This window comes from Streptomyces sp. NTD91, from assembly GCF_059510455.1.
In genome coordinates this window covers 73,296-99,345 of record NZ_JCAJZW010000027.1, presented here as the reverse complement: position 1 = coordinate 99,345, position 26,050 = coordinate 73,296, and the positions used below count along the sequence as shown (strand labels likewise).

Sequence of the window (26,050 nt, the reverse complement as noted above, 5' to 3'; positions counted from 1 at the left end):
TAGGCAGCCCCGTGCCTCCGTGGGCGGCGATCGGACATGCCATGGACGACATCGTCCGCGAGAGCGACCGGCGATAAAATGCCCAGACGGTGGCCTTTCTTCCGGACCGGGCTGCCGCTCGACCTGTGCGACCCTGGGGAGCGGCACGGTGGCGAGCTCTCCTGAGAATCGCGGAGTCACACGCAGTGCTCGTGTGCGTAGCAGGTTGCTGCTCTTGCTGCCTGCCCTGCTGCTGACCATCGGCCTGGTCGTCGGCTTGTTCACACCCCGCGATGTCAGGCCCGATGCGTTCCTTGCCACGGCGATGGTTTCCGCCGCCGCGTTGCTGCCCCTGTGGGGGACCGCGCTCGTCGGAGTGAGCGCGTGCGCCATCTTTGTCGGTTTGATGGTGGCCTTCAATGATCTTCAGGATGCGATCGCCTACTCCGAGCTGGCCACCCTCGCGGCGATCGCGGCATTCGCGGTCTTCTTCAACCGCCTGCTCGGCCGACGCGCCCATCAGCTGGGCCAGGTCCGCTCAGTGGCCGAGGCCGCCCAGCTGGCGGTACTGCATCCGGTACCGAGACATCTCGGCCACGTCTCGCTCGAGAGCTTGTACCTGGCCGCCGCGGCGGAAGCCCGGATCGGCGGCGACCTGTACGAGGCGATAGACACCCCGCACGGCGTACGGCTCCTCATCGGCGACGTACGTGGCAAGGGCCTGCTCGCGATCTACACGGCTGCGACGCTGCTCAGCGCCTTTCGCGAGGCCGCCCACGACGCGCCGGACCTGCCCCGCCTCGCCTGCCGCCTGGAGACCAGCATGAGCCGCTACGCCTCCCAGTACCCGAGGGTTGCGGGCTCGGAGATCGCCGAGCGTTTCATCACCGCTCTGCTGGCCGAGATCCCGGACGATGAACCGGTGGTCCGGACCGTCAGCTGCGGCCACCCGCCGCCGCTGCTGGTGCACCGCGGCGAGGTCCGTGAGCTGCAGCCCGCCGCTCCCTCGCCGCCGCTCAACCTGGGCATGCTGGTGAGCGAGGGCTATCACGTCGACCTCGCCCCGTTCCACCCCGCAGACCAGCTCCTGCTCTACACCGACGGGGTCACGGAGACGCGCGACCGCTCCGGTGCCTTCTACCCCCTCGCCGAACGGATCCGCTCATGGAGCGGCGAGGCGCCCGACCAGCTTCTCGCCCATCTCCACCGCGACCTGATCGCCTACAGCGGCGGCCGGCTCGACGACGACATCGCTGTCCTCGTCGCCCGGCGACGGCCGAGCCGCTGAACCGGAGATGAGGCTCGGACTCGTTCAACCGTGACCTCCTGGGCCGGCCGATCCGCACTCAGATCGTCCGCGGCCTCAGCCGCTGCCCGGCGGTCCGAATACCACTGGCTGAACCTCTCGGCCCGGTCTTCGCGGCGCCCCCCTGCCTGGGCCGGCGGCACGAGCAGGGAGACCCGGCGCGCCGGGACCGGCCGCAGCTCCGATGCCGCCACTGCGGTGCTCACCCCGTGGACGACTTCTCCACTCCACCGGCTCGGGCGGAGCGTGACCCTGGTGAGCCGATACCCGAGAACGCCCCGCCCGCCGATCAGTGCTGGGGGTGCGCACGCGCGTGGAACAGGGGGCGCCGGTGGGTGGGCGTACCGGCAGCCACATGGCCGATCTCGACGCGTGTCCTGATGGAGCGGACCACCTCCGTCAGGCCGACGACTATGGCCATGACGCCCACGACCAGGGTGAGTGTCGCGATGGAGGCGAACGGCATGATGATCATCACGATGCCCGCCATGGTGCCGATGATGCCGAAGGCGGCGTGCCAACCACGGGCTGGCATGGCCTGATCGGAGGCCGCAGCGACCGTCTCCAGCGTGCCTCGCATCAGCCAGCTGAAGCCGATCCACAGGGCGAGCAGAAAGACCGACTCCAGGGGACCCCGGAAGCAGATCAGTCCCAGCAGGATGGAGACCGCACCCGTGATGAAGTGCAGTACGCGAAGATGCCGGGGGACGTGGGTGCCGAAGGCGGCAGCGAGCTGGAAGACACCGGTGGCCAACAGGTAGATGCCGAAGAGCAGGCCGATGACGCGGAGTGTCGCGCCCGGCCAGACCAGGGCTATGACACCCAGGGCAATGGTGCCGAGGCCCATCGTGAGCAGGACCTGCCAGCCCATGTTCGCCATGGCGGCCATGCCTTCGGTCAGGCGACCCTCTTGTGGCTCGGTGCCGCGTGGCGGAATGGGGCCGGGGGAATCGGAAGAGGATGTCATGGCGTCTGCCTCCTAGTGGGAGCAGCGTGGTCACGTCGGTACCTGTCTCCATCGTCACCCGATTGGCCTCATATTGCTCGGTGGGAAGGGGTGCGGGTCCGTGCCCCATGAGGCATTCCGAGTGTTCCGTTCGGGTTGACCTCGGCATTCACGCGTGGGAGGTGATGACGGCGCGTTGTTGGATCATGCCGTCGTCCAGAGGTGGTGATCCTCGTCGGCGCATTCCAGCGGGGCGTACTCGACCAGCACCTGGATCTTCTCCTGCTGAGCGTGATCACATCCGTCCCGGTTCGCCATCGCCCCCATCCGCCAGGTGGGCTGAACGCACATCACTCGGTCTCCTCGGCCGGCGCGGCTGGGACGCGGGGGACGCGACGTGCTTGGTCAGGCCGTGGCGTGCTCCAGGTCGGGCTGTTCTTCGTCCACGTTCAAGCAGTCGGCCAGGCATCGTGTGCGGGACAGGGCGACGATCCCATAGGTGAGAACGGCGAATCCTGTCAGGGCTGCGACCAGCCACATGCCCGTACGGGGCTCCTCTGCGTAGATCGTGATGCCCAGTGCGACGCCGGTTGCGGCGTCGGTCAGCGTCAGCGCCGGTTGGGAGGCGATGAGGGGCCCGGCCTGCATGGCGGTTCCGAGCAGGAACAGGGAGGTGGCGCCGAGCACCGCGAAGGCGTAGGTCTGCCATGACAGGAGGAAGGCTGCAAGGCCCCGGTGGCCCAGGACGCTCATGGCCGATTTCATGAGCGCGGCGGTGAGGGCGTTGCCGAGGGCGGCTCCGGCGGCCAGGCAGGCCGCCCGCATCATGCCCAGCGGTCTGCGCATGGCGGCGAAAACGAACGTCGTGGCGATGCCGCCGACGATCAGGAGTGTGGGCACCCACCACAGATCGGGTACCGCGTCTTTGCCCCCGGTAGGGGCGAGGGAGAACAGGAAGACGGCCAGTCCCGCGGCGATGCAGCCCACCGAGAACCAGGCCCTGCGGGAGCGGCGCACGTGGAAGACGACGCCGCCGATCACGAGGGCCAGGGGCAGTTCGAGGATGAAGACCGGCTGGACCATGGCGAGTGAGCCGGAGGCCAGGGCTACCGCCTGGAGGATCGCGGAGGCGGTGACACCCGCGATGCCCGCGAGCCACACGGGGGTCCGCAGCAGATCGAGGACCAGGCCCAGGCGCAGGGACGTCGAGGCCGGGACCATCAGCGCCGCCCGCCGCTGCAGAACTGTTCCCAGCGCGTTGCTGCACGCTGCGAGCACGGCGAGAATGACGGCAAGAGCCATGGCGGACTACTCCTTGGTCGTCGAAGCCCCCGCTCGTCGGGCCTGTCAAGAAGAACCGCAATGTCCGAGGCTGCATTCCGTTCCTCGCGTCCCGGCTGCTGTCGGCCTGCCGGGACATGGGTACGGCGTGTCGGCGTCAGCGCCCGCACACGCAGGGCATCCCGTCACTGACCAGTTCCACGGCCCGTCGGCGCGGGCCCCACTCGGCTCTCATCGCGCTGTCCGAGTGTGTGCAGTTGCTCGACGTCACCGGGCCGATGGAGGTTTTCACCGCAGTGCCGCCGGACAGCACGTGCAGGACCCCATCGGCCTACGGGTAGGCCGAACCTCCGCTCACTCCCCGGTACGATGATGATCAGGTCCGTGGCGGCGGCGACGGCGCACGGCAACCAGCGGGGCCGACGTGCCCCCGGCCGGCGTCAGCTGCCGGGGCCGTCAGAGCAGAAGGCGATCTTCTCGACCGGGACGTTGCCGAACCGGCCCCTTTTGTGGTCTTCGATTGCCTGCACCAGCTCGGCCTGAGTGTTCATGACGAACGGTCCGTACTGGCGACGGATTCGCGAAGGGGTTGGCCGCCGAGCAGGCGGATCTCAAGTTCTGGTGTGCGGGCATCCTGTGTCTCGCTCGCCCCGAAGGTGACTGCCCCGCCGCTGCCGAACAGGGCGGCCTGCCCCATGCGGACGGGTCGCTGCTCGGCGCCGGCGCTTCCACGGTCCGCCAGTACGGAGGCGAGGGCGTTGAATTCCTCCGCCCACGGCACCGTGACCTGGGCTCCGGGGCGTAGCTCTTCTGTCTGCTTGAGCCACCCCGTTGCGGTGCCCTTGCCCTGCACCACGGCCTGGGCGGCCACGCTCGCCGGGCACGCGCCGTGGCCGAGGACGTGGTGGGGCCGGCGGTCTCGAACGGTGCGACCTGGAACCGCTGGATCAGCGGATCGTCCACGACGCGCCCGTCGTCCTCGCTCTCGGGCGGCTCGGTCCGACCTTGGACGCGGCTGCACAGCCCCGGTCTCGTCGCCCGCCCGAGACATGGTGATCGGACGGGGGCCGGCCCAGGCGGCGCCCGGCGCTCCCTGCCCTGAGTTGCGCAGGCATCCCGTGGTTCGCCTCAGGAGTCGGCCGCCGTGTCGTGGGCCACGAACCTCAACTCCGCCGTATAGAGCGACCCTTGGTCGTCGGTGAGCCAGCTCTGTTCCGGCGTGGGCAGCATTTCGGTGATCGTGACGCTGGCCCGCGGGTCCTTGCGGGCCAGGCGGCGCAGGGCCTTGGCGAGGATGGTGACGTAGACGGGGCTGTCGAAGTCGACGTAGAAGGGGCGGGACTCGGTCGGGGAGACGACGAAGACGTAGCGGGGCAGTCCGAGCCCGGTGCGCCAGTGACGGGCCCGCACGAAGCGCCGGGCCTCGTCCCTCTCGTCGGCGAAGCAGGCGCCGGCCGCGGGCGGCCGCCAGGTCTCCCGGGCGATCACGAGGCGGTCGACGGTGACCCTCGGGGTGTGGTGCGCCTGCGGCAGGACACGGACGAGATCCATCGCCAGGGTCGTCAGCACATGGGAGAACACGTCGACCGCCGGGAACCGCGAGCCGTCGGGGAGACGCACCACGAGGTCGCCGCCGTGCTCCTCGACCACCGCGTCTGCGCTGCGGACGACCCGCGGCCGAGCCGGGTCGGCGGTGAAGTCGGCCAGGGCCACCAGGTGGTCCTGGGGGCGCACGAGGGTGTGGCGTACCCGGGCCGACAGGCGTGCCCGGTGCTCCTTGGGGATCAACGGCATCAGGCGCGGGCCCGGGTGGTCCCGGTCGGTCAGCCGGAACAGCTCCGACACGTCGGGGTGCTGGTGGGTGAACAGGGAAGCGCCCAAGGTGTTGGACGCGACGTGGAGTTCGCCGAGTACGGCAGTGAAGTCGCCGCGCGCCACGGCCTCCGCCCCCTCGGCGGCGATCATCACGTCCGGGCTCAGATAGCGGGCCGCCGTCCAGCCTCCGGCCGAGTCGCCGAACTCCGCGCGCACGGCCTCCTCGATGTCCGACGCCCGCACGGTGACCCGGCCGGCGTCCGCCGGGGCCGCCAGGATGCGCTGCCAGCGCTCGGCGAACTCCCGCTGCAGTCCGGCGGCGGCGTCACGGGCGGTACCGTGCAGCACCGGCAGGCACGCGAACCAGAACGACGCCAGATCGACCGGGCCGGCGGCAGCGAGGCGGTCGTGGACGCGGCGTGTCTCCGCTGTGACGGCCGCGGCCAGCCGGGAGGTGAGCCAGCCTGCGCTGTCCATCAGCAGCCGCAGCGGGCGCAGCGCGTCAAGTACGGCCGGGCCGAGCCGGGCCGTGGCGGACCTGCGGGTGTCGGAGTACACCAGCGCCCGGCAGGGTGCGGTCGACTCGGACTTCTCCCGGACTGCTGCGGTGGCGGTGAGGTCGGTGAACTCCTTCTCCAGCGCCTCCATCGCCTCGACCAGGCCGCCGACGTCGCGGGCGGCCGCCACCCGGTCGCGAGCCCGCTCCAGCCTGTCCAGCGCGGCCAGCCCCCGCCGACGCGGGCCGCTCGCGCCGACCGACTCCAGCCAGGCCCGCAGCGCCCGGTCCGGGTGGGTGCAGGCCGGAACCTCCAGCCGCCACACCACCCAGCGACGGGCCACCAGGTCTGCCAGGACGGCGGGCACGTCGACGCCGGGGAACTCGTCCGCGATGCTGCGAGCGGGCCGGACGCCGTCGCAGCGGGCGATCACCGCCGCCGCGTCCGCGGACACGGACACCGGGCGCCGGCCCGGCACCCGGACCCGGTCCCCTTCGACGGCGACGAAGGGCACGCGGCGCGGGGCGACCCACTCGCGCAGGTCGGGGTCGGTGTCCAGGGTCCGCGCCAGGGCGTCGATGCCCCAACTCGCCCAGTACACCGTCGACTTCTCCATCAGCCCTTGGCCGGGGTCGACGACGAGGCCCTGCACTGCCAAGTCCCAGCGGCCCCAGCCCACCGGTCCGAAGAAGCCGATGGTGTCGTTCTTGACGCAGAACCGCTGCCAGTAGTGCGCGACCAGTTCCTCACGCTGACGGGGCATGCTGCTGCGGCTGTCCGCGCTCGGCGTCCAGCGCAGGAACGGCGCGATGCCGGTGCGCAGCACGGCAGGGTTCTGCCAGGCCACCGCCTCCCGGAAGGCCGGGGTGCGGGCGATGCCCTGGAGGGTGTGCGCGGTGTCCACGGCAGCGTCCGTGAAGAGCCGTGCGAAGTCCTCCCAGGCGTCGCCCTGGAGGAGGTCGTCGACGGCGAACTTGTCGGCAGCCTGCGCCAGTCCGGCAGGGGCCACGCGCAGCACGCCGTCGGCGGGAAAGCCCGGCCCGCGCAGGGCGAACTGCTCCCACAGCCGCCAGCGGCCGAGGGACGGCACGAAGTCTTCGGTCATGGCACGGCTCTCCTTGGGTGGTGCGGGTGGACTGCGGGGGATGCGGGCAGGTGCGGTGCGGTTCGCCGACGGGTCAGTAATCCGGTCGCCTGACGGCGACACCCTGTGTGCGTGAAAATCGGCGTGTGGTCGTCCGGCGGACGTCGTCTCGCCTTGGCGCGTTCCGAGCCCGTGGGTCAGTAGGACGCTGGGGGTCCACCGACAGGCACCCGGATGCGTTGCTCCGAGCACGTGAATCAGACTCTTCCGCCTGCCGGACCCCCGCCGGACGGTCGCGTGCTCGCGGCTGACGACAGGAGGGGGCGCCGGGGCTATGGAAGTGATCCATGAACGTTGTGCAGGGATCGACATCAGCAAGGTCGACGTGAAGGTCTGCATCCGTGTGCCCAGCGGGAAGCGGCGCCGCAGTGAAGTGCGGACCTTCTCTGCGGTGACGTCCGGTCTGCTGGCGATGCGGGACTGGCTGCTCGCCGAGGGCATCACCGTGATCGGCATGGAAGCCACCGACGTCTACTGGAAACCGGTGTTCTACCTGCTGGAACACGACATGGAGTGCTGGCTGCTCAACGCCCGCCACATGAAGTCCGTGCCCGGCCGCAAGACCGACGTGAAGGACTCCGAGTGGATCGCCAAACTCGTCGAACACGGCCTGGTCCGCCCCTCGTTCGTGCCCCCGGAACCGATCCGGCAGCTGCGGGACGTCACCCGCTACCGCACCGAGATCGTCCGTGAGCGCACCCGCGAGACCCAGCGGCTGGAGAAGCTGCTGGAGGACACCGGCATCAAGCTGTCCGCCACGGTCTCCAACATCCTGGGCGTCTCCGGCCGCGCGATGCTCGAAGCCCTCATCGCAGGTGAACGCGACCCGCACGTCCTGGCGGATCTGGCCAGGGGCAGTATGCGCCGCAAGACCGACGCCCTCGTCGAGGCATTGACCGGCAACTTCGGCGCCCACCATGCCTTCCTGGCCAGGGCGATGCTGGACCGGATCGACGCCTGCACCGCCACCGGGACCAAGCTCAGCGAGCACATCGAGGTGATGCTGCAGCCCTTTCGCCGCCGCATCGAACTCCTCGTGACCATCCCCGGCGTCGACACACGTGCCGCGCAGGTGATCCTCGCCGAGATCGGCCACGACATCGCCCGCTTCCCGTCGGCGGCCGACCTGGCTTCCTGGGCCGGCGTCTGCCCCGGCAACCACCAGTCCGGCGGCCGGACCGGCAGCGGCAAGACCCGCCACGGCGACCCCTGGCTCAAGGCCGCTCTCGGCCAGGCCGCCGTGTCCGCGTCGCGGACCAAGGACACCTACCTCGCTGCCCGCTACCGGCGCATCGTCGCTCGCCGCGGCACGAAACGCGCGCTGGTCGCCCTGGAACACTCGATCCTGACCGCTGTCCGGCACATGTTCACCCACGACGCCGAATCTGCCGACCTCGGCGGCCACTACTTCATCGAACGCATCGGCAGGGCCGGGCAGACCCGACGCCTGGGGAGCCAGCTCAACCAACTCGGCTACCAAGTGACCCTCCAAACAGAAGGCGCTGCCTGACCAGCGGCTACAGACACGAGACGGTGGATTTTCGAATCAGGCGATGCCGTAGTCCGCGTCGACGACCTCGGCCAGCTCGCGCGGCGTGGGGTACGCGAAGACCAGCGAGACCGGAACGTCCGCACCGAGCAGTTCCTGCAGGCGGCCGGTGATCTGGAAGGCGGTGAGCGAGTCGCCGCCCGCCTCGTAGAAGTCGGTCTCGCAGGTCAGCTCGGGCAGGCGCAGCACGTCCCGGAAGATGCCGACGAGCAGATCGACCGTGTCGGTGGTGGGGGCGGCGGCGGCGTTCGGGGTCATGTCCGTGCTCCTTCGATGATGGTGGTGGGTGTCTGTCGCAGACGGTGCGGGTGCGGGTGGCCGCGGTGGGCGGCGTGTCAGCCGCTGACAGTGATGCCGTCGCCCTCCGCGGGCATCCACGTGCGGTGCAGAGCGTGCAGACGGGCGGGGGTGTTGCCGCCCGAGACGATGGCCACGGCGCGTTCACGGCGGCCGGCGCTCAGCGCTCCCGCCAGGGCGACCGCTCCGCTCGGTTCTGCGTCGATGCCGTGGCGGTGCAGCAGGGCCGCGGCGGCGACGATGTCGGCGTCGTCGACGGCGATCAGCTCGTCGACCCGGTCGCGGATGATTGGATAGGGGACGGTTCCGGGGCGCTGGCCGCGCAGCCCGTCGGCGACGGTGGTGCTGGGCGGCAGTTGGACGGGGCGGCCCGTGGCCAGGGAGCGGGCGTAGCGCGGGGTGCGGGACGGTTCGACGCCGATCACCCGGACCGGATGATGCTGGGCCGCGAGGCAGACGCCCGCGAGGAGCCCGCCGCCGCCTGTGGGCACGTAGACGGTCTCGGCGTCGGGCGCGTCGGCCAGCAGTTCGGTGCCGACCGTGCCCGCGCCGGCGACCACCAGCGGGTGGTCCGACGACGGGACGAACACGGCGTCCTGTTCGGCCGCCAGGGCGCGGGCGCGTTCCTCGCGCTCGGCCACTCCCCCGTCCACCTGCACGGTCTGCGCGCCGAGTGCCCGGATGGCGGCGGCCTTCGCCGGTGCCGCTCCCGCCGCGAGGACCACGGTGAGCCGGATGCCGAGCGAGCGTGCCAGCCGGGCCAGCGCGATCGCGTGGTTCCCGGAGGATCCGGTGACGACCCGGCCGGCGCCCAGGGCAAGTACGGCATTGGCGGCGCCACGCATCTTGAACGAGCCGCCGCGTTGCAGGTGTTCGGCCTTCAGCAGCAGTCCGGGGCCGAGTGTGTGCACCACCGGGCCGTGGAGCAGGGGCGTGCGGACGACGTGGGGGGCGATGCGGGCGGCGGCGTCCCTCAGGTCGGCGACGACGGGGCCCGGGCCGAAAGCACAGGGGTGCGGACCGGCGGCGGACACCGGGCAGGGAGCACCGGCCACCGGCTCGGCGACAGGCCTCCGCACGCCCGCATCGGGGTTCGACTCGAGGGCCGTCACCCGGGGGGACGGCGCCGGCTGCAGCGGCGCGGGACCACCCGGCGCCGAATCCACGCCAGGCCCGCGGGCCCGGGACTTCGGCTCGACGGCCGTCACCGGGCCGGACGTCACCGGCCTCGGGGGCGCGGGCCTCGACGGCGCGGGCCTCGGGCCGGGACCACCCGGCGCCGAACCAACGGCGGCCCCGCGGGCCCCGGACTTCGCCTCGACGGCCGTCACCGGGCCGGACGTCACCGGCCGTGGTGGCGTGGGGTCCGGCCGCGGGCCCGTGGCGGTGCGGTGCAGGTCGAGGGCGGTCATGCGGTGCTCCCGGTGGCGAGCAGCCGGCGGTCCGCCTTGCCGCCGCGCGTCGTGGGCAGGGCGTCCAGGCGCAGAAACCGGCGCGGCATCAGGTGGGGCGGCAGAGAGCGGGCCAAGTGGGCGCGCAGCGCGGCGTCCGTCGTGCCGACCAGGTCGCCGGTGAGGTGGGCGAGCAGGTACACGCGTCCCCGGTCGTCGGTGTGCGCGGTCACCACCGCGCCGGTCACCCCCGGGTGGGCCAGCAGGGCGCCCTCGACCTCCGCGGGGTCCACGCGGTAGCCGCGGATCTTGACCTGCCGATCGGTGCGGCCGGCGTAGTGCAGCCCCCCGGGTCCCCACCAGCCGAGGTCGCCGGTCCGGTACAGACGTGCGCCGGGCGGCCCGTAAGGGTCCGGCACGAAGCAGTCGGCCGTGCGGGCCGGGTGTCCGCCGTAGCCACGGGCCACACCCACTCCCCCGATGTGGACCTCGCCGACCGTGCCGTCGGCGACCGGGGCCAGGTCCGCGTCGAGTACGCGGACCACGGTGCCGGTGCGGGGGGTGCCCACGAGGTCGGCGGAGGGGTCCGGCGGGAGGGGCACGCTGTGCCGGGTGGTGGTCATCGTGCACTCGGTGGGGCCGTACTGGTTGACGAGGCGGCCGGGCACCAGCGTGCGTCCGCCCGCGGTGAGGAACGGCCGCAGGGACTCGCCGCTGGAGGCGACCAGACCGACACCGGCCAGCGGATCGGTGAGCCGGGGCTGTGCGGCGAGGTGGGAAAGGAAGGAGGGAGTCACGCTGAGCAGTGCCGTCACGCGGTGCTCGCGGACAGTGCGGGCGAACTCCTCGGCGCGCAGCAGGCCGGCGCGGTCCACGATCACCAGTCGGGCCCCGGCCAGCAGCGGTACGAAGGTGTCCCGGATCGAGGCGTCGTAGCCGAGCGGTGCCGTCTGCAGGGCCACCGTGTCCGGGCCGAGGCCGAACGCCTCGGCGGTGTCGCGCAGATAGGCGTCGAGGGCGCCGTGTTCGACCAGGACGGCGCTGGGCCGGCCGGTGCTGCCGGAGGTGTGGCTGACGTAGGCGAGGGCACGGGGGTCGACCGGCCCTGGCGAGGGTCCCTTCGCGCTTGCGAGCCCGTCCGGCGGGGCGGCCGGGGAGCCGGCGGTCGGGGGCTGGTCCAGCAGGATCGCCGGGAGGCCCAGGTCCAGGGTGGGGGCCAGGTCCGCGCTGGTCAGCAGGAGGCGGGCGGCGGCGCTGCGAACGAAGGCGGCGAGCCGGTCGCGGGGCTGGCCGACGTCCAGGGTGAGGAAGGCGGCGCCGCAGCGCAGCACCGCGGCCATGGCCGCGACGGCATCGGTGCCGTGCTCGACGGCCACGGCGCAGACCGTCTCGGGCCCCGCGCCGTGCGTCCGCAGCAGATGGGCGATCTCCTCCATGCGGGCGGCGAGTCGGCCGTACGTCACCTCGCCCTGCGGGGTGCTGAGCGCGGTACGGTCGGGGTGCCGGGCGGCGTGTGCGGCGATGTCGTCGGCGATCGTGCGCATCACTCGTCCCCTTCCGCGGTGACGGTCTGGTCGACGGCGACGAAGCGGAGTTCGGAGGTGTAGCGGCGTCCCTCGTCGTCGGTGAGCCAGGCCTGTGCGGGGGTGGGCAGCATCTCGCTGACCTTGAGCCGGGCCTCGGGGTCCTTGCGGGCGAGCCGGCGGGCCGCCTTGGCGAGGATGGTGACGTACACGGGGCTGTCGAAGTCCACGTAGAACGGGCGGGGTTCGGTCGGCGAGACCACGAAGACGAAGCGGGGCAGCTCGTGCCGGCGCCGCCAGTGCCGGGCGCGGACGAAACGGGCGGCCTCCGCCTTCTCCTCGGCGAAGTCGGCCCCGGCGACCGGCAGGTGCCAGGTCTCGCGCGCGACGATCATCCGGTCCACGGTGACGCGCGGGGTGTGCACGCCCTCGGGGCGGAGGGTGAAGCGGTCCATGACGCGCTGGGTGAGGGTGTTCGCGTAGACGTCGAGCAGGTCGTAGTCGGTGCCGTCTGGCAGGACCGCGGTCAACCGGCCGGCCCGGTCCTCGACCGTCACGTCGGCGCCGAGGACGGTGCGCGGACGGTTCGGGTCGCCGGTCTGGTCGACGAGGGCCACGTAGTGGTCCTCGGGCCGGTCCAGCGAGGGCCTGCTGCGGGTGGACCACTTCAGGGGCAGCTCCTTGGGCAGCATGGGCAGCAGGCGCGGGCCGGGGAAGTCGCGGGTGGTCTCGGCGAGCAGCGCATCGCGGTCGGGGTGCTGGTACACGAACAGGGAGGCCCCCATCGTGTTGAGCGCGCAGTGCATCTCACCGAGGACGAGTTGGACGTCGCCGCGGGCCAGAGCGGTCTCGTCGTCGGCGATCACCAGCAGGTCGGGGCTGATGTACCGGGCCAGCGACCAGCCGTCGCCAGGTTCGTCGAACTCGCGGCGCACCCGCTCGGCCAGGTCGGCCGTGGACAGCCGGACCCGGCGCACGCCGGCCGGGAGGTCCAGCACGCGGGCCCACTTGGCGCGCAGTTCGGCCTGGACGGCGTCGATGAGGTCGCCCGCGTCGGGGTGCGGTGAGGGCAGGGTGTGCAGCCAGAGCGTGCCGAGGTCCACCGGTTCGCCGGTGGCGCGAAGCCGGTCGTACGCGGTACGCAGGCGCACCCGGACGGCGTCGGCGAAGCGGTTGGTCATCCAGCGGGCGGCCGTCAGGCACAGCTGGAGGGGCTCCAGGTGGGCGAGCAGCCCGGCGCCGGCCGTGGCGGTCGCCGCGCGCCGCGCGTCGCAGTACACCAGCCCACGGCAGGGCGCGGTGCGTTCGCCCTTGGCCCGCTGCGCCTCGCTGTCGGTGAGCGCCGCGAAGTCGGCCTCCAGCGCGTCGATCGCGGCGGTCAGGGCCGAGGCGTCGGTGCCGGCGGCGCGTACCGCGTCCCGACCGCGTTCCAGCACGGCGAGCCGGTCCAGTGCCCGGGTGCGGGCCGCGGTGTCCGGGACGCGTTCGAGGATGCGGCGCAGGGCACGGTCGGGGTGGGTGGCGGCGGGCACCTCGAGGCGCCACTGCACCCAGCGGCGGGCCACCAGGTCGTGTACGACGCGCGTCACCTCCTCCGCGGGCAGGCCCAGTTCGGCGGCGACGGCGTCCGGGTGCCGGGTGCCGTCGCACAGGGTGAGCACGGCCAGTTCGGTGGCGCCGATCGCCTGGGCGGGCCGCCCCGGGATCCGGACGGTGCCGTCGGCGCAACGCACGAAGGACACGCGGCGCGGCGGGATCCAGCGCATCAGCTCGGGGTCCTCGGCGAGGACCTTGGCGAGGGCGTCCATGGCCCAGCCGGAGAAGTACACCTCCTGCGCGGCGAGGAAGCCCCGTCCGGGGTCCACGGTGACCGCTGCCGGCGCGGACAGGTCCCAGCGGCCCCAGCCGACCGGTCCGAAGAAGCCGATGGTGTCGTTCTTGACGCAGAACCGCTGCCAGTAGTGCGCGACCAGTTCCTCGCGCTGGCGGGGCATGCTGCTGCGGCTGTCCGCGCTCGGCGTCCAGCGCAGGAAGGGCGCGATGCCGGTGCGCAGCACGGCAGGGTTCTGCCAGGCCAGGGCGGCCTGGAAGCGGGGCTGGGCGGCGATCTGCTGCAGGTGCCGGGCGGTGTGGACGGCGGCCGCCTCGAGGTCGTCGGCGAAGGCTCGCCACTCGGGCCCGGCCAGTTCGGCGTCGGGGCCGAACTTGTCGGCGCCCTCGGCCAGTCCGGGCGGCGCCAGGCGCAGCACGCCGTCGGCGGGGAAGCCGGGGCCGCGCAGCGCGAACTGCTCCCACAGCCGCCAGCCTCCGCCCGGCAGCAGGACAGGTGCGTGCTGGTCCGACATCGCGTGCTCCTTCCGAAACGAGGGGTGCGCGGGCATCGCGCGGCTGGACCGGGCGGCGGGCTCCGCCAGGGGTGCCGGGTGCCCCGCGACCGGACAGCACGGTCCCGCGCCGCGCTCCTCGCCCACCAGAGAAGTTCCGGCAGCAACACACGCCCCGGGTTCGGCGCGTTCGTCCCTGACCGGGGGTGCCGGTGGCGGGCACGCTGACCTCGTCGGCCCTGACCTGCGGCCGGCCTCATCACCTGCGGGAGGTTCACCGTGACACACACCGATTCCGCGACCGGCGCGGGCGGCGAGGAGGTCCGCCCGGGTACCGACGAGGTGTACCTCGTGGTGCGCAACGACGAGGAGCAGTACTCGATCTGGCGGGCGGACCGCGAGCTGCCGGCCGGCTGGCACCCGGAGGGCCGGCGGGGCACCCGGCAGGAGTGCCTGGACCACATCGACGTCGTCTGGACGGACATGCGCCCGCTCAGCCTGCGCCGTCGGCTGGCCGGGGCCGATGCCTGACTCCCGTCCCGGTCCGCTGCTCACCCGGCCGGCGCACGCCCCGCCGCCGGCGCCGCCGCCCGGACCGCTGTGCCCGGCCGTCATGGACCTGTCCGTGCCGCACTTCGGCGCCCGCTTGCCGTGCCCGCGGGCGCCCCTGCGGCCGGTGGAGCTCTACCTGGCGGAGGTGGGGCGGCAGGACCGCGGCGGACTGCGCCGGGCGCAGGACTTGCTCGACGGGCAGGAGCGGGCGCGGGCCGGCGCCTTCCACCGGTCCCGGGATCGCGACGCCTATGTGATCGCGCACGCGGCCCTGCGTGGCGTGCTGAGCCTGCTGCTGGGCGTACCCGCCGACGCGCTGCCGCTGGTGCGTGACCCGTGCGCCGGCTGCGGGGGTCCGCACGGCCGGCCCGCGCTGCGTACCTCCGGGGTGCACTTCTCGCTGTCGCACAGCGGGGATCTGGTGATGGTGGCGCTCGCCCCGACCCCCGTCGGCGTCGACGTGGAGGGGCTGGCCACCACCCAGGCGGTGCTCGACGCCCGGTCCGCCCTGCACCCGGTGGAGGGGCGGGAGCTGGCGCTGCTGCCGGCGCACGAACGCGCGGCGGCGTTCACCCGGACCTGGGTGCGCAAGGAGGCCTACCTCAAGGGTCTGGGCACCGGGCTGGTGCGTGATCCGGCGCTGGACTACGTCGGTACCGGGGCGCTGCCGGCGGCGCCGGACCCGCGGTGGACCCTGCGGGACGTCCTCGTCCCGGCGGGGTACGCGGCGGCGGTGGCCCTGCGGACGGGATGAGGGCCGCACGGCAGGAGCGTGGACCGGCCGGGTGGCCGGTCCACGCTCCGCGGCTACGCGTGGGGTGTCGCCTTCACGAACTCCCCGCGTGCGGGCGGGAAACGGCGCTACGATCACGCACGTGACCGCCCCGGAACCCACCATCCTCGCCACGTCCGGAGGGCATCGCGTCGGCACGCGCACCCGGATCCTCTTCGACGCCCTGGTCCACCACGCGGTCGACCTCTCCGGCGTGCACGGCAGGCGCCCGCGCATCCTGTACGTCGGCACGGCGACCGGCGACGCCGAGCACGTCACGGCGCGGGTGGCGGAGGCGGCCCGGGCCGCGGGCTTCGATCTCACGCCGCTGTATCTCTTCCCCATGCCGAACGTCGAGGACGTCGAGGGCACGGTCCTGGATCACGACGTGGTCTGGGTGATGGGCGGGTCGGTGGCCAATCTGCTCGCCGTGTGGCGGGTGCACGGCCTGGACCGGATCATGCGGCGCGCCTGGCGGGAGGGCGTGGTGCTCGCCGGGGTCAGCGCGGGCTCCATCTGCTGGTTCGAGGGCGGCGCGACGGACTCCTTCGGGCCCGAACTGCGGCCGGTGAGAGACGGGTTGGGGCTGCTGCCGTACGGCAACGGCGTGCACTACGACTCCGACGCGGGCCGGCGCCCGCTGATCCACCGGCTGGTCGCCGAGGGCGCGTTCCGCACCGCCCACTGCACCGACGACGGGGTGGGCCTGGTCTACCGCGGCACCGAATTGGTCGAGGCGGTGACGGAACTGCCGGGCAGGGCAGCCTATGTGGTCGGCCGCCGGGACGGCGGCGTCGTCGAGGAGCGGATCGAACCACGCTCGCTGCCCAGGCCCCGGTTCTGACACGGGATGCGCCGTCGCCCGCGCGGGGCGACGGGAGGGGCGTGCGCGCAGCCCCTGCCTCCCGTCGCCGGCGTCGACGCCGTCCGGGGGTCAGACCAGGCCGTGACGTAGCGCACGGGCGACCGCATGCGACCGGTTGCGGGCCTGGAGGCGCGCCATGATCTCGTAGACGACGTTCTTCACGGTGTGTTCGGAGCACTCCAGCAGCCGTGCGATGTCCGCGTTGGCGTGCCCGTCGGCCAGGAGGCGCAGCACCTCCTTCTGGCGCGCGGTCAGGGCCGGCGGAAGGGTCCCGCGTCGGGTCGGGCCGTCGGCCGAGGGTCCGGTGCTCAGCAGGTGGGACAGTTCCGGGTAGGGAATGCTCGGGTGCGGGTGTCCGACGCGCCGAACGGCCGCGGTCAGGGTCTCCGGTGAGAGGTCCGCGCTCCGCAGGACGACCGCGCCCGCGCGCAGGGCCCGCACCAGACCGGTGGCGCTGACGGTGTCGCACACCAGCAGCAGCGGTCCGGTGTCACGCAGGCCGCGCACCGCCTGTTCGGCGTCCTCCGCGACGACCACGGTGACGGTCCTCTCCTCGTCGCACCCGTCCGCGCATCTCAGCCCAGCGCGACGGGCGAGGGCGCGTACCCGGTCCGCACCGCGTGCGGGCAGCACGCGAACGACCTGCGCAGTGGCTGGTACGGCCGTGCCCGCGGTACCGGCGGACGTGCGGACCGCGGGCGTGAGGGCGGCCGTCACAGCAGACCCGCCCGGAGGGCGTAGGCGACCGCGTGCGTGCGGTTGCGCAGCCGGAAGCGCTGGGTGATGTCGTGCACGACGGTCGTCACCGTGCGCGGCGAGTAGGCGAGTCGCTCGGCGATCTCGGCCGTCTCGTGCCCGTCGGCGACCAGGCGCAGCACCGACCGCTCCCGGTCCGACAGGGCGCCACCGGCCCAGCCGCCGCCGTGCCGAGTGTCCGGGCCCTGGAGGACCTGCTCGAGCAGGTCCGTCGGCAGGGTGCACTCGTCCTGGTCCGCGGCCAGAACCGCGTGGCCGAGGCGGGAGGCGTCGGCCTCGCGGCGCAGCAGCAGACCGCGGGCGCCGGCGGCGAGGGCGTGCAGGGCGTCGCCGGGGGCGAGGGAGCCGGCCACCAGGACGACGGCGGGGCGCTGCGGATGGGCGCGGGCGAGGCGCACGGTGTCGAGTTCGGCCGGGCGGAGCCGGTCCACGGTCAGCACGGCGACCCGGGCGTCGGCGGGCTCGCACAGGGTCAGCTCCGGGCAGGCCAGGAGGGTACTGCGGGTACCGGCTTCGAGTACGGGGTCGAGCGCGATCACACCGACGGGTACAGGTGCTCCCATCTGCTGCTCCTTGGAAGGTCGTCCACCCGGTGGCGAAGCCGGCCGGGCGGTCTGGGGGGTCTGCACGGCAGCGTGCGCCCGCCGGGAATGCGGGAGCATCGGTAGTCGGTCCCCACCTTTTCCGGTTCCTGCCGCCGTGATCGGCGGCCCCGGTCCGGGCTTTCCGCCGCGCGGGGCCTGTCCGGCGGTGGACGGCGTGACCGGGACCCGTAAGAGGAAGGCACGCCGGGTGGGGGTGGGGCGGCGCACCGCGGAGACGGGGGCCTACGGCCGGGGGACGGTCGGGGAGGGCCGTGACCGTATGGGGGCACCGGGGCGTGGGGCATGAGGGCGGGTGGTCGCACCACGTGGGGTGCGACCGTGCGCAGGGCGGGGCGTGGCCCGTACGGCGGGCGGCCCGCCCCCGTCGCGAGGACGGTGGGTAGCCCCGCCGGCCTGCGATTCTCCTCGGTGCGCGGTGTTCACGCCGCGGCCGTTCCCCACCGGTGGTGCGGGCCGCAGGGAATATGGGGGTCAGTTCCCCATGTGGGGGTCGCGGGGCGTCTGCCACCTTCGTTGACGTGACTGAGACCGCCAGCCTCCCGACTCTCCGGAGCGCCGGCCTGCCGCTCGACTGGTGGGCCCCGGCGCTGTCCCTAACGGAACGGCTCGCCGCCCCCGGACTCCCGGTGGCGTCCGCCGGCGACTCCCCCACCGGGCCCGCTCCCTGGGCCGCCGGTGACAGCGAGGGTTTCGCTCTGCGGCTGGCCCGCCTCGGAGTGGACGGGGCGACCGCGGCGGCACTCGCGGCGGAACCCGCCGAACTGCTCGCCGCCCGTGCGGCCAAGCCGCGCTGGGCCGGGTACGTCGAAGAGGCCGTGGCGACCGCACCCGAGAGCCTGGAGGAGCTGACCACGGACGGAACGGGTCCGGAGGTCTTCGCGACCGTCGTACGACCGTTCCTCGCCCCGGCAGCGGACCGAATCGACCGCCTCATGACGGGCGTCCCCGTGGCCGAACAGGCCGTCTGGCGGGGCGCGTTCGAGCGGCAGCTGACCGGGCAGCTCGTCCGGCAGGCCGCCCGCACCCTGGTCCATGAGCTCTCCCTCGCCCGGCGTGCCCGGCGACTCGCCGGAGCAGACTCCCGCGAGCGGTTCGCCTCGTTCGTCGCCGCCACCGGCACCCGCCGGGGTCTGGCCGGACTCGTCGCCGCCTACCCGGTGCTGGCCCGGATGCTCGCCCGGACGGCACTGGACGCGGTGGAGGCGGCGGCGGAGCTGGCGGCACGGTTCCAGGCCGACCGGGACGACCTGGTCGCCGGGCTGCTCCACGGGCGCGAGCCCGGTTCGCTGGCAGGGGTCGAGCTCGGTCTCGGCGACGCGCACCAGGGCAACAGGGCGGTCGCGATCCTGCGCTTCGCCGGCGGGGACCGGCTGGTGTACAAGCCCCGCCCGCTCGACCAGCACGCCCTGCTCGACGACCTGGTGGCCTGGCTCAACGCCAAGGTGCCCGGCCTCGCGCTGCGCACGCCCCGCAGTGTGCGCCGACCGGGGTACGGCTGGCTGGAGTTCGTCGAGCACCGCTGGTGCCGGTCGGTGGCCGAGACCGATGCCTTCTACCGGCGTCAGGGGGCGCTGCTGGCCCTGCTGTACGCGGTGGACGGCGCCGACATGCACTACGAGAACGTCATCGCCTGCGGCGACCAGCCGGTGCTGGTGGACGCCGAGACCCTGCTGCACACCGGCCTGCCGCACGCCACCACGGCCGGCGCCGACCCAGCCGCGGACGCCCTGCACACGTCCGTGCACCGCACCTGCCTGCTGCCCCACCTGCTGATCGGCCAGCACGGCGCACTGGACATCTCCGCGCTCGGCCGGTCAACCGACGGCACCTTCCCCAGTGAGGGTCTGCGCTGGGAGGACAGCGGCAGGGACACGATGCGGGCCCTGCGGGGCCCGGTCGTCAGCCCGGCCGCGCAGAACCAGCCGCTGCCCGACGGGGCGCCCCTCGAGGGCGCAGACCACCGGGCGGCCCTACTGGAGGGTTTCCGCACCGCCTACGCCGCCCTGGCCGCGCACGGCCGCGAACTGCTGGGTCCCGACGGGCCCTTGACGTCGGCCGCCGAGAGCCCGGCACGGCTCGTCGCCCGCTCCACCCGTCTGTACGCCACGCTGCTGGAGGAGTCCACGCACCCGTCCCTGCTCGGGGATGCTCTCGCCCGAGAGGGTGTGTTCGCCGTGCTGTGGACGGAGTCCGAGCAGGACGAGGCACGCCGGCGGCTCGTCGAGCACGAGACGGCGGACCTGTGGCGCGGTGACGTACCGCTGTTCGTGCACCGGCCGTCCGGCACGGGGGTCCGGACGGCCGACGGCACGTGGCTGCCGGAGGTGCTGCCGGTGGCGGGTCTCGCCGCGGTGGGCGCGAAGCTGGCCGGGATGGACGAGGTCGACTGCCACGACCAGGAGTGGATCATCTCGGCCACGCTGGCGGCGCAGGGCGGCGGTTCGCCCCTGGCACGGCGGTCCGAACTCGCCCCGGCCCCGGTACCGGAGGTCGTGCCCGACACAGCGCGGCTGCTGGCCGCCGCGTGCGGGATCGCCGACGAGATCGCCGCCCGCGCCGTACGTGGCGGCGGCCGGACCAACTGGCTCGGTCTGGAGCGGGTCTCGGGGCCGCACTGGGCGGTACTGCCGATGGGTGCCGGGCTGGCGCAGGGCTACTGCGGCGTCGCGCTGTTCCTGGCCCAGGCGGATGCGCTGACCGGTGCCGGGCGGTATGCCGCGCTGGCCCGGGAGGCGGTCCGGCCGCTGCCCGCCCTGCTGAAGGCGCTGGCCGCCGACCCCGAGCTGGGCGCGGCGGCTGGGCCCGGCGCCTACGACGGGCTCGCCGGCATCGTGTACGCCCTGCCGAGGCTGTCGGCCCTGCTGGGCGAGGACTTGACGGATTGTCTGCCCGACGCGCTCACCGCGCTGGGGCACGCCGTCGCGGCCTGCCCCGATCCAGGGCTGGCCGGTGGCAGGGCCGGGGCGCTGGCCGCGGCCGTGGCCGTCCACGAGGAGACCGGGGCGCCCGAGGCGCTGTGGCTGGCGGACACCGTGGCCGACCTGCTGCTGGTGGCCGGGGGTGGTCCGGACCGGACCGCCGCGGGCACCGACGGCGCGGCGGGCGACGGCCGGGGGCCCGTCGCACGGGACGGCTCCGGGGAAGGACACGGTGCCCGGGTTCACGGCGAGCGCTCGCAGCGGACGGCCCGGTCGGCCGCCACGGGCCACCGTCCGGCCGCCGGCATGAACCCCGGATTCGCGGACGGCGCGGCGGGTATCGGGTGGGCGCTGCGGCGCTACGCCGACCGTCGCCAGGAGCGCGCCGCCCCGCACGCCGGCGCCGCCGACGCCCTGCTGCGAGCTGCGGTCCGCCAGGTGTCCGACGCGCCCACGGACCCGTCCTGGGCCTGCGGGTTCGCCGGAGTGGCCGCCGCCGCCCCGCAGTCCGCCGCCGCGCTGGCGGCACGGCTCGCCCACGTCGCCGTATCCCCCGGCCTGAGCCTCGGCCACGGCACGCTCGGCACGCTCGAGGCCCTCGCGGTCCTCGCCGAGCGAGGCGACGAGGACTGCGCGCGGGCTCTGAGCCGGCGCACCGGACAGGTACTCGCCCTCGTCGAGGCGCAGAGCCACCGTTGCGCCACCCCCGACCACGTGCCCTCGCCCGGACTGCTGACCGGCCTGTCCGGCATCGGTTACGGACTGCTCCGCCTCACCCGTCCCGGCACCGTGCCGTCCGTCCTGCTCCTGGGACGGTCCGGCAACTGACCGGAGCACGCGCCCCCGCTCCACAGCTCCACCCGACTTCACGGCACTTCCTCCACCATCCCCGTGCTCACGGCTCGGGACACCAGAAGGGGATCACCGTCATGGACCAGCACCTCGCCTCCACCTCCGCCGACGCCACCGTGGCCGCCGCCACCGAGATCGCCGCCGAGGAGCAGGACGCCGCGGGCGGGATCACGCTCAAGGGCCGCAACCGGGCCTGCGCCCGCGCCCGCGTTCTGGCCGGCATGGTCCTGACCAGCGGCATCGTCATCACGCTCAGCACTCTCGACACCTCGGTCTCCGCCCCGCGATGACACAGGAATCCCCAACCGGCGGTGACGGGACGTGTTCGAGTCTGCGCGACCTGCCACGGCCCCGCAGTTCCGATTACTATCTGCGCTCATGCGTTCCCATGCGCCTTCTCTGGTCGGACGGGACTCCCAACTGGCCCTGCTCGAACGTGCCCTGGCCGACGCGCGACAGGGCCGCGGCGGTGTCGTCTTCCTGGTGGGAGAGGCGGGCGTCGGCAAGTCGAGGGTCGCCGCCGAGGCCGTCGCAGGGGCGCTCGACGCAGGGATGCGGGTCCTGCGGGGCCGCAGCAGCACCACGGGGCCGGCCGTACCGTTCCGACCCCTGACCGAGGCCCTGATGGCGCTGTTCCGCAGCGGCGCGCCCATGGACGACCTGCCCCTCGGCCCGTACCGGCCGGTCCTGGGGCGGCTGATCCCGGAGTGGGACACCGGGGAACGGGACAGCACGTCCATGGTGATCCTGGGCGAAGCCGTGCTGCGCCTGCTCATCGCCGCCGGGCGCGCGCAGGGCCAGTTACTGCTGCTGGAGGACCTGCACGACGCCGACCCGGAGACGCTCGGGGTCCTCGAATACATGATCGACAACCTGGAGTCGACGCCCGTCCTGCTGGTGGCGACGGTCCGCACCGACTTCAGCGACGCCCTCGACCTCGCGCAGTCCGCCCGCCGCCGCGGCGCCGCCGCCCTGGTCGAACTGCCGCCGCTGACCCGGCACCAGGCGCACGAGATGATCGCGGCCCAGCTCGGTGCCGACGGCCCGGACGAGGTGCCCGCGGCGGTGCTGGAGCGGCTGTGGGAGGACAGCTCGGGAAGCCCGTACCTGATCGAGGAGCTGCTGCAGTCGATGATCGGCGTCGGCACGCTGGTGCAGGGGCCGGAGGGCTGGCGGGCCGTCGGCGACCTGCGCAGTGACGTTTCCTCCACGTTGGCGCGCGGCATTCTGCGCCGCATCGACCGGCTCGGCGCGCAGGGGCTGACGCTGCTGTCGGCCGCGGCCGTGCTCGGCCGGCGCTTCCCCCTCACGGTGCTGCAGCGCATGACCGGCGTCGACGACCGGGCGCTGCTCAGCCATCTGCACGCCGGCGTCGCCGCCCGGCTGGTCCTGCCCGACGAGCCGGCCCCCGACTGGTACTCCTTCCGGCACTCCCTCACCGTCGAGGCCCTCTTCACCCAGATGACCCCCGGCCGGCGCGCCGACCTTGCCCGGCGCGGCGCAAAGGCGGTAGAGGAACTGCACCCCGATCTGCCCGGCGACTGGTGCGCGCTGGCGGCCGGACTGCGCAGCGCGGCCGGCGACACGGTGCGGGCCGGGCTGCTGTTCGCGGACGCCGGTGAGCGGGCGCTGACCGCCGGGGCGCTCAGCTCCGCGGTGACGCTGCTCGGCCGGGCCGAGAGCCTGCTGGCCGACGCGGGCGATCCGCAGGCGCGGGCCGCGGTACTGGAGAACCTGCTGCCCGCGCTGGCCGAGGCCGGTGACTTCGCCCGCGCCCTGGACCTGGCCGAGGACCTGCACGTGCTGGACGGCTCCGGGCTGAGCCCCGTCCGCCTGGCCACGCTGCACACCAAACTGGCCAAGGTCGCCCACACGGCGGGCCGGTGGAGCGACGGCAACCGGCAGACGGCGCGCGCCCGCGAGGTGCTGGCGGCCGCGCCGGACGAGCCGGCCACCGCGGCCGTCGACGTGACGGCCGCCTATCTGGCCCTGGACACGCCGGGGCCCGACCGCACCCAGCACGCCGAGAAGCTCGCCCGGTCCGCCGCCGACACCGCCGAGCGGTACGGCCTGCCCGTCGTCGCGTGCCAGGCCCTGGAACTCCTTGCGACCGTGGCCCGCAAGCGGGACCCGGCGGAGTCCGAGGCGATGCTCGGGCAGGCTCTCGCCACCGCGGAACGCCATCGCCTGCCCCTGCAGCGCATGTACGCGGCCACCCGGCTCGCGGGCAACACCTGGCTGGCCGACGGCGACAACTCGGCTCTGCTCGCAGCCCGCGAGGAGGCCCTGCGGCTCGGTTCGGTCAACATCGTCCACACCGTGGACGGCATCCTCGTCCTCGACACCGTGCTGCGCGGCCGGTACGACGCCGCCCGGTCGGCCGCCGCCGAGTGCCTGGCCGTCGTACGGCGGCTGCGCCTCGCGCCCGCCGTGCGGTACGTCCTGATGGCACAGGCCGTGCTGGAGGCCCACCACGCCGACCGGGCCGCGATGGAGCGGGCGCTTGCGGTGTTCGCCGAGTGGGACGGCGCCGGCTCCCAGGAGGAGCCGCTCGGCCGGGGCCTGGCCCGCGCCTTCTGCGCCCTGCTGGAGGAGGACCGCGAGCTGGCCCGCAGCGAACTGCGGGAGGTGCTCGCGCTGGAGGCGGGCAACCCCTCCACCTACCATCTCAGCGGCACCCACGGCCTGGTGCTGCTGCTGGACGTGCTCGCCGGGGACGCGGACCGCGCCCGGCACGACGAGGTCACCGCGACCGCCGTCGCCCGGATGCGCTGGAACCGGCAGTTCGTGCTGCTCGCCGACGCGGTCCTGCTGGGCCGGGAGGGCGCGGGTGACCGGGCGGCGCGGACGGTGGAGTCCGCGCTGACCGTGGCCGAGCCGTATCCGCTGGTCCAGCACCTCGGGCTGCGGCTGGTCGCGGACGCGGCGCACCAGGACGGCTGGGGTGAGCCGGTGAGCTGGCTGCGGCGGGCGGAGCACTACTTCCACGAGCGGGAGGTGCAGACCGTCACCGGCGCCTGCCGGGCCGGGCTGCGCCGGCTCGGGGCTCCGGTGCACCAGCATCGCACCGGCACCAGCGGCATCCCCGACGCCCTGCGCGCCCAGGGGGTGACGGTGCGGGAGTTCGAGGTGTTCCGGCTGCTCGCGGAGCGGCTGGGCAACAAGGACATCGCCGACCGGCTGTTCATCTCCCCACGTACGGCCGAGAAGCACATCGCGAGTCTGATCACGAAGACGGGGGCGGCCAATCGCGCGGACCTGTGCGCGCGGTCGGCCGCCCTGCGGGACGCCTGAGCGCCCCGCCGGATGTGCTGCGTCGTGCCGTCGGTCCGCTGCGGGGCCGCGGCGGCCGGTCGCGCAGTCCCCGCGCCCGCTCAGTGCGCTGCCGCACCACGGCGGGCTTCGCCCGGCCTGCTCAGCGCATCTCGCGGACCCGGCGGGAGACGAGCACCGCGAGGCCCGTGAGCACGAGCACCGCCGCCACCGTGGCGAACAGGGCGAGGGCGCCGACGCGGGCCAGCGCGCCGCACACGATCAGGGACAGCGGAGCCGCGGCGTAACCGAGGACCATGTCGACCGACACGACCCGGCTGAGGACCTCCTGCGGGATGGTGCGCTGGATCCAGCTGAGCCCGAACACGCCCTGGAACCCGATGGCGAAGCCCATCGCGAGTACCGTCGCCACGACGGCGGCGGTGCTGTGGACCAGGCCCAGCACGGCCATCCCGGCCGCCAGCCAGCCTGCCAGCGCGGCCACCAGCAGGCCGACCCGGGGCCGGCCGCCGAGCGCGCCGCCCGCCAGTGTGCCGAGCATGGCCCCGCCGGCGAGAGAGCCGTTCAGCACGCCCAGCGTGGTGGAGCCGCCGCGCAGCACCTGCTCGGCGAGGGTGGCGAAGCCGACCGTGAAGGGCCCGGCGTAACAGAAGTTGACGGCGGTGTCGAGGGCGACGATGGTGCGCAGGCGGGGGTCGCGCAGCGTGAAGGCCACGCCCTCGCGGATCCGGGCGGCCAGGGAGGTGTGCGGTGCCGTCCCGGCGGACTTCTCGCGGTCGGCGGTTCGGGCCCGGGTGCGGATGCTCGCCACGCACCAGCCGCACAGGGCGAAGCAGACGGCGTCGACGAGGAAGGCCACCGGTGCCCTGGTCAGGGCGATGACCAGGCCGCCGATGGCCGGTCCGACGACGGCGGCGGTCCGCGCGCCGGCGCCCAGGAGCGCGTTGGCCGGGGTGAGCAGGCTCTCGTCCACGACCGAGGGCAGGATGGACACACGGGCCGGCTGGAAGAAGGCGTCGACGGCGCCGAACGCGGCGGCCACCGCGCACAGCATCCACACCGTCAGGTGTCCGGTCAGGCCGGCCACGCCGACCCCGGTCATCAGCCCGGCCCGGGTCCAGCTGGAGGCGACCATCAGGGTGCGGGTGGACAGGGAGTCGCCGAGGGTGCCGCCGACCAGGGTGAGCAGGGCGCGCGGTACGGCCTGGAAGGCGAGGACATAGCCGAGGGCGAGGGTCGATCCGGTCAGGCCGAGGGTGATCCAGGAGAAGGCGACGACGCTGAAGCCGTCACCGAGGAGGGACAACGACTGACCCAGCCAGAGGAGTTGGAAGGGCCGGTGCCGGGCGGGTGCCCACAGCCGCGGACCGGCTCCGGCGAGGGTGGTGGCCATGGTGTGCCTTTC

General features: G+C 73.8%; 19 protein-coding genes and 1 pseudogene. 8 read left to right on the top strand and 12 right to left on the bottom strand.

Translation table 11 applies throughout. The annotated features are described in order from the left end of the window. The first annotated feature begins 193 nt into the window (after positions 1-193). Positions 194-1,267 (top strand): PP2C family protein-serine/threonine phosphatase, encoded by a 1,074-nt coding sequence (locus tag AC5WRT_RS25450; protein WP_496100633.1) that lies wholly within the window; start codon positions 194-196, stop codon positions 1,265-1,267. A 307-nt stretch (positions 1,268-1,574) separates the two neighbouring features. Here the strand turns inward: AC5WRT_RS25450 and AC5WRT_RS25445 are convergent, their stop codons facing one another. The 5 genes and pseudogenes from AC5WRT_RS25445 to AC5WRT_RS25425 all read right to left on the bottom strand — a co-directional run bounded on the left by AC5WRT_RS25445 (position 1,575) and on the right by AC5WRT_RS25425 (position 6,929). Beyond that, positions 1,575-2,252 (bottom strand): HdeD family acid-resistance protein, encoded by a 678-nt coding sequence (locus AC5WRT_RS25445; RefSeq protein ID WP_496095548.1) that lies wholly within the window; start codon positions 2,250-2,252, stop codon positions 1,575-1,577. 183 nt (positions 2,253-2,435) lie between these two features. Continuing rightward, positions 2,436-2,582, bottom strand: coding sequence for a hypothetical protein (locus tag AC5WRT_RS25440; RefSeq protein WP_496095549.1), 147 nt, complete (start codon positions 2,580-2,582; stop codon positions 2,436-2,438). A 54-nt stretch (positions 2,583-2,636) separates the two neighbouring features. Further along, positions 2,637-3,533 carry a DMT family transporter gene (locus tag AC5WRT_RS25435; RefSeq protein WP_496100632.1) on the bottom strand — a complete coding sequence of 299 codons (897 nt, stop codon included), beginning with the start codon at positions 3,531-3,533 and terminating at the stop codon, positions 2,637-2,639. Between the two features lie 419 nt (positions 3,534-3,952). Beyond that, positions 3,953-4,317, bottom strand: a pseudogene (locus AC5WRT_RS25430) (pirin-like C-terminal cupin domain-containing protein); the annotation flags it as partial. Positions 4,318-4,640: 323 nt separating this feature from the next. Continuing rightward, on the bottom strand, positions 4,641-6,929 hold the full coding sequence (locus AC5WRT_RS25425; protein ID WP_496100631.1) for a lantibiotic dehydratase: 2,289 nt from the start codon (positions 6,927-6,929) through the stop codon (positions 4,641-4,643). Positions 6,930-7,242: 313 nt separating this feature from the next. On the opposite strand from AC5WRT_RS25425, the gene AC5WRT_RS25420 reads away from it, so the two are divergent. Next, positions 7,243-8,478, top strand: coding sequence for an IS110 family RNA-guided transposase (locus tag AC5WRT_RS25420; protein WP_496100630.1), 1,236 nt, complete (start codon positions 7,243-7,245; stop codon positions 8,476-8,478). 36 nt (positions 8,479-8,514) lie between these two features. Here the strand turns inward: AC5WRT_RS25420 and AC5WRT_RS25415 are convergent, their stop codons facing one another. The 4 genes from AC5WRT_RS25415 to AC5WRT_RS25400 all read right to left on the bottom strand — a co-directional run bounded on the left by AC5WRT_RS25415 (position 8,515) and on the right by AC5WRT_RS25400 (position 14,073). Then, positions 8,515-8,775, bottom strand: a complete 261-nt coding sequence (locus AC5WRT_RS25415) for a phosphopantetheine-binding protein (protein WP_496095554.1) — start codon at positions 8,773-8,775, stop codon at positions 8,515-8,517. A gap of 77 nt (positions 8,776-8,852) precedes the next feature. Beyond that, positions 8,853-9,893 (bottom strand): threonine ammonia-lyase, encoded by a 1,041-nt coding sequence (locus AC5WRT_RS25410; RefSeq protein WP_496100629.1) that lies wholly within the window; start codon positions 9,891-9,893, stop codon positions 8,853-8,855. Positions 9,894-10,222: 329 nt separating this feature from the next. Then, entirely contained in the window at positions 10,223-11,749 is a 1,527-nt protein-coding gene (locus tag AC5WRT_RS25405; protein WP_496100628.1) for an amino acid adenylation domain-containing protein, read from the bottom strand. Further along, a complete protein-coding gene (locus AC5WRT_RS25400) occupies positions 11,749-14,073 on the bottom strand; it encodes a lantibiotic dehydratase (RefSeq protein WP_496095557.1) in 2,325 nt (774 codons plus the stop codon). The genes AC5WRT_RS25405 and AC5WRT_RS25400 overlap by 1 nt, the downstream gene beginning before the upstream one ends. A 258-nt stretch (positions 14,074-14,331) precedes the next feature. On the opposite strand from AC5WRT_RS25400, the gene AC5WRT_RS25395 reads away from it, so the two are divergent. The 3 genes from AC5WRT_RS25395 to AC5WRT_RS25385 all read left to right on the top strand — a co-directional run bounded on the left by AC5WRT_RS25395 (position 14,332) and on the right by AC5WRT_RS25385 (position 16,220). After that, positions 14,332-14,583 (top strand): MbtH family protein, encoded by a 252-nt coding sequence (locus AC5WRT_RS25395; protein ID WP_496095558.1) that lies wholly within the window; start codon positions 14,332-14,334, stop codon positions 14,581-14,583. Beyond that, a complete protein-coding gene (locus AC5WRT_RS25390; RefSeq protein ID WP_496095559.1) occupies positions 14,576-15,358 on the top strand; it encodes a 4'-phosphopantetheinyl transferase family protein in 783 nt (260 codons plus the stop codon). The genes AC5WRT_RS25395 and AC5WRT_RS25390 overlap by 8 nt, the downstream gene beginning before the upstream one ends. 121 nt (positions 15,359-15,479) lie before the next feature. Beyond that, a complete protein-coding gene (locus tag AC5WRT_RS25385) occupies positions 15,480-16,220 on the top strand; it encodes a Type 1 glutamine amidotransferase-like domain-containing protein (protein WP_496100627.1) in 741 nt (246 codons plus the stop codon). Between the two features lie 90 nt (positions 16,221-16,310). Here the strand turns inward: AC5WRT_RS25385 and AC5WRT_RS25380 are convergent, their stop codons facing one another. Together AC5WRT_RS25380 and AC5WRT_RS25375 are read right to left on the bottom strand one after the other, a co-directional pair. Continuing rightward, positions 16,311-16,778 carry a helix-turn-helix transcriptional regulator gene (locus AC5WRT_RS25380; protein ID WP_496100626.1) on the bottom strand — a complete coding sequence of 156 codons (468 nt, stop codon included), beginning with the start codon at positions 16,776-16,778 and terminating at the stop codon, positions 16,311-16,313. 176 nt (positions 16,779-16,954) lie between these two features. Next, on the bottom strand, positions 16,955-17,560 hold the full coding sequence (locus tag AC5WRT_RS25375; protein ID WP_496095562.1) for a helix-turn-helix transcriptional regulator: 606 nt from the start codon (positions 17,558-17,560) through the stop codon (positions 16,955-16,957). Between the two features lie 560 nt (positions 17,561-18,120). On the opposite strand from AC5WRT_RS25375, the gene AC5WRT_RS25370 reads away from it, so the two are divergent. The 3 genes from AC5WRT_RS25370 to AC5WRT_RS25360 all read left to right on the top strand — a co-directional run bounded on the left by AC5WRT_RS25370 (position 18,121) and on the right by AC5WRT_RS25360 (position 24,666). Then, the gene (locus AC5WRT_RS25370) at positions 18,121-21,348 is read left to right on the top strand and encodes a type 2 lanthipeptide synthetase LanM family protein (protein ID WP_496100625.1); all 3,228 of its coding nucleotides are present in this window, start codon (positions 18,121-18,123) and stop codon (positions 21,346-21,348) included. 101 nt (positions 21,349-21,449) lie between these two features. Beyond that, positions 21,450-21,662 (top strand): hypothetical protein, encoded by a 213-nt coding sequence (locus AC5WRT_RS25365; protein WP_496095564.1) that lies wholly within the window; start codon positions 21,450-21,452, stop codon positions 21,660-21,662. Positions 21,663-21,750: 88 nt separating this feature from the next. Further along, complete coding sequence (locus tag AC5WRT_RS25360) at positions 21,751-24,666, top strand: helix-turn-helix transcriptional regulator (protein ID WP_496095565.1); 2,916 nt, start codon at positions 21,751-21,753, stop codon at positions 24,664-24,666. A gap of 121 nt (positions 24,667-24,787) precedes the next feature. Here AC5WRT_RS25360 and AC5WRT_RS25355 read toward each other — a convergent pair whose 3' ends face one another. Then, positions 24,788-26,038, bottom strand: a complete 1,251-nt coding sequence (locus AC5WRT_RS25355; protein WP_496095566.1) for an MFS transporter — start codon at positions 26,036-26,038, stop codon at positions 24,788-24,790. Between the last annotated feature and the right edge of the window lie 12 nt (positions 26,039-26,050).

Coding starts and splice junctions, on each gene's coding strand:
- AC5WRT_RS25415 (WP_496095554.1), bottom strand. CDS start 8,775: ATGACCCCGAACGCCGCCGCCGCCCCCACCACCGACACGGTCGATCTG.
- AC5WRT_RS25375 (WP_496095562.1), bottom strand. CDS start 17,560: ATGGGAGCACCTGTACCCGTCGGTGTGATCGCGCTCGACCCCGTACTC.
- AC5WRT_RS25425 (WP_496100631.1), bottom strand. CDS start 6,929: ATGACCGAAGACTTCGTGCCGTCCCTCGGCCGCTGGCGGCTGTGGGAG.
- AC5WRT_RS25355 (WP_496095566.1), bottom strand. CDS start 26,038: ATGGCCACCACCCTCGCCGGAGCCGGTCCGCGGCTGTGGGCACCCGCC.
- AC5WRT_RS25405 (WP_496100628.1), bottom strand. CDS start 11,749: ATGCGCACGATCGCCGACGACATCGCCGCACACGCCGCCCGGCACCCC.
- AC5WRT_RS25400 (WP_496095557.1), bottom strand. CDS start 14,073: ATGTCGGACCAGCACGCACCTGTCCTGCTGCCGGGCGGAGGCTGGCGG.
- AC5WRT_RS25365 (WP_496095564.1), top strand. CDS start 21,450: ATGGACCAGCACCTCGCCTCCACCTCCGCCGACGCCACCGTGGCCGCC.
- AC5WRT_RS25435 (WP_496100632.1), bottom strand. CDS start 3,533: ATGGCTCTTGCCGTCATTCTCGCCGTGCTCGCAGCGTGCAGCAACGCG.
- AC5WRT_RS25390 (WP_496095559.1), top strand. CDS start 14,576: ATGCCTGACTCCCGTCCCGGTCCGCTGCTCACCCGGCCGGCGCACGCC.
- AC5WRT_RS25360 (WP_496095565.1), top strand. CDS start 21,751: ATGCGTTCCCATGCGCCTTCTCTGGTCGGACGGGACTCCCAACTGGCC.
- AC5WRT_RS25440 (WP_496095549.1), bottom strand. CDS start 2,582: ATGTGCGTTCAGCCCACCTGGCGGATGGGGGCGATGGCGAACCGGGAC.
- AC5WRT_RS25445 (WP_496095548.1), bottom strand. CDS start 2,252: ATGACATCCTCTTCCGATTCCCCCGGCCCCATTCCGCCACGCGGCACC.
- AC5WRT_RS25420 (WP_496100630.1), top strand. CDS start 7,243: ATGGAAGTGATCCATGAACGTTGTGCAGGGATCGACATCAGCAAGGTC.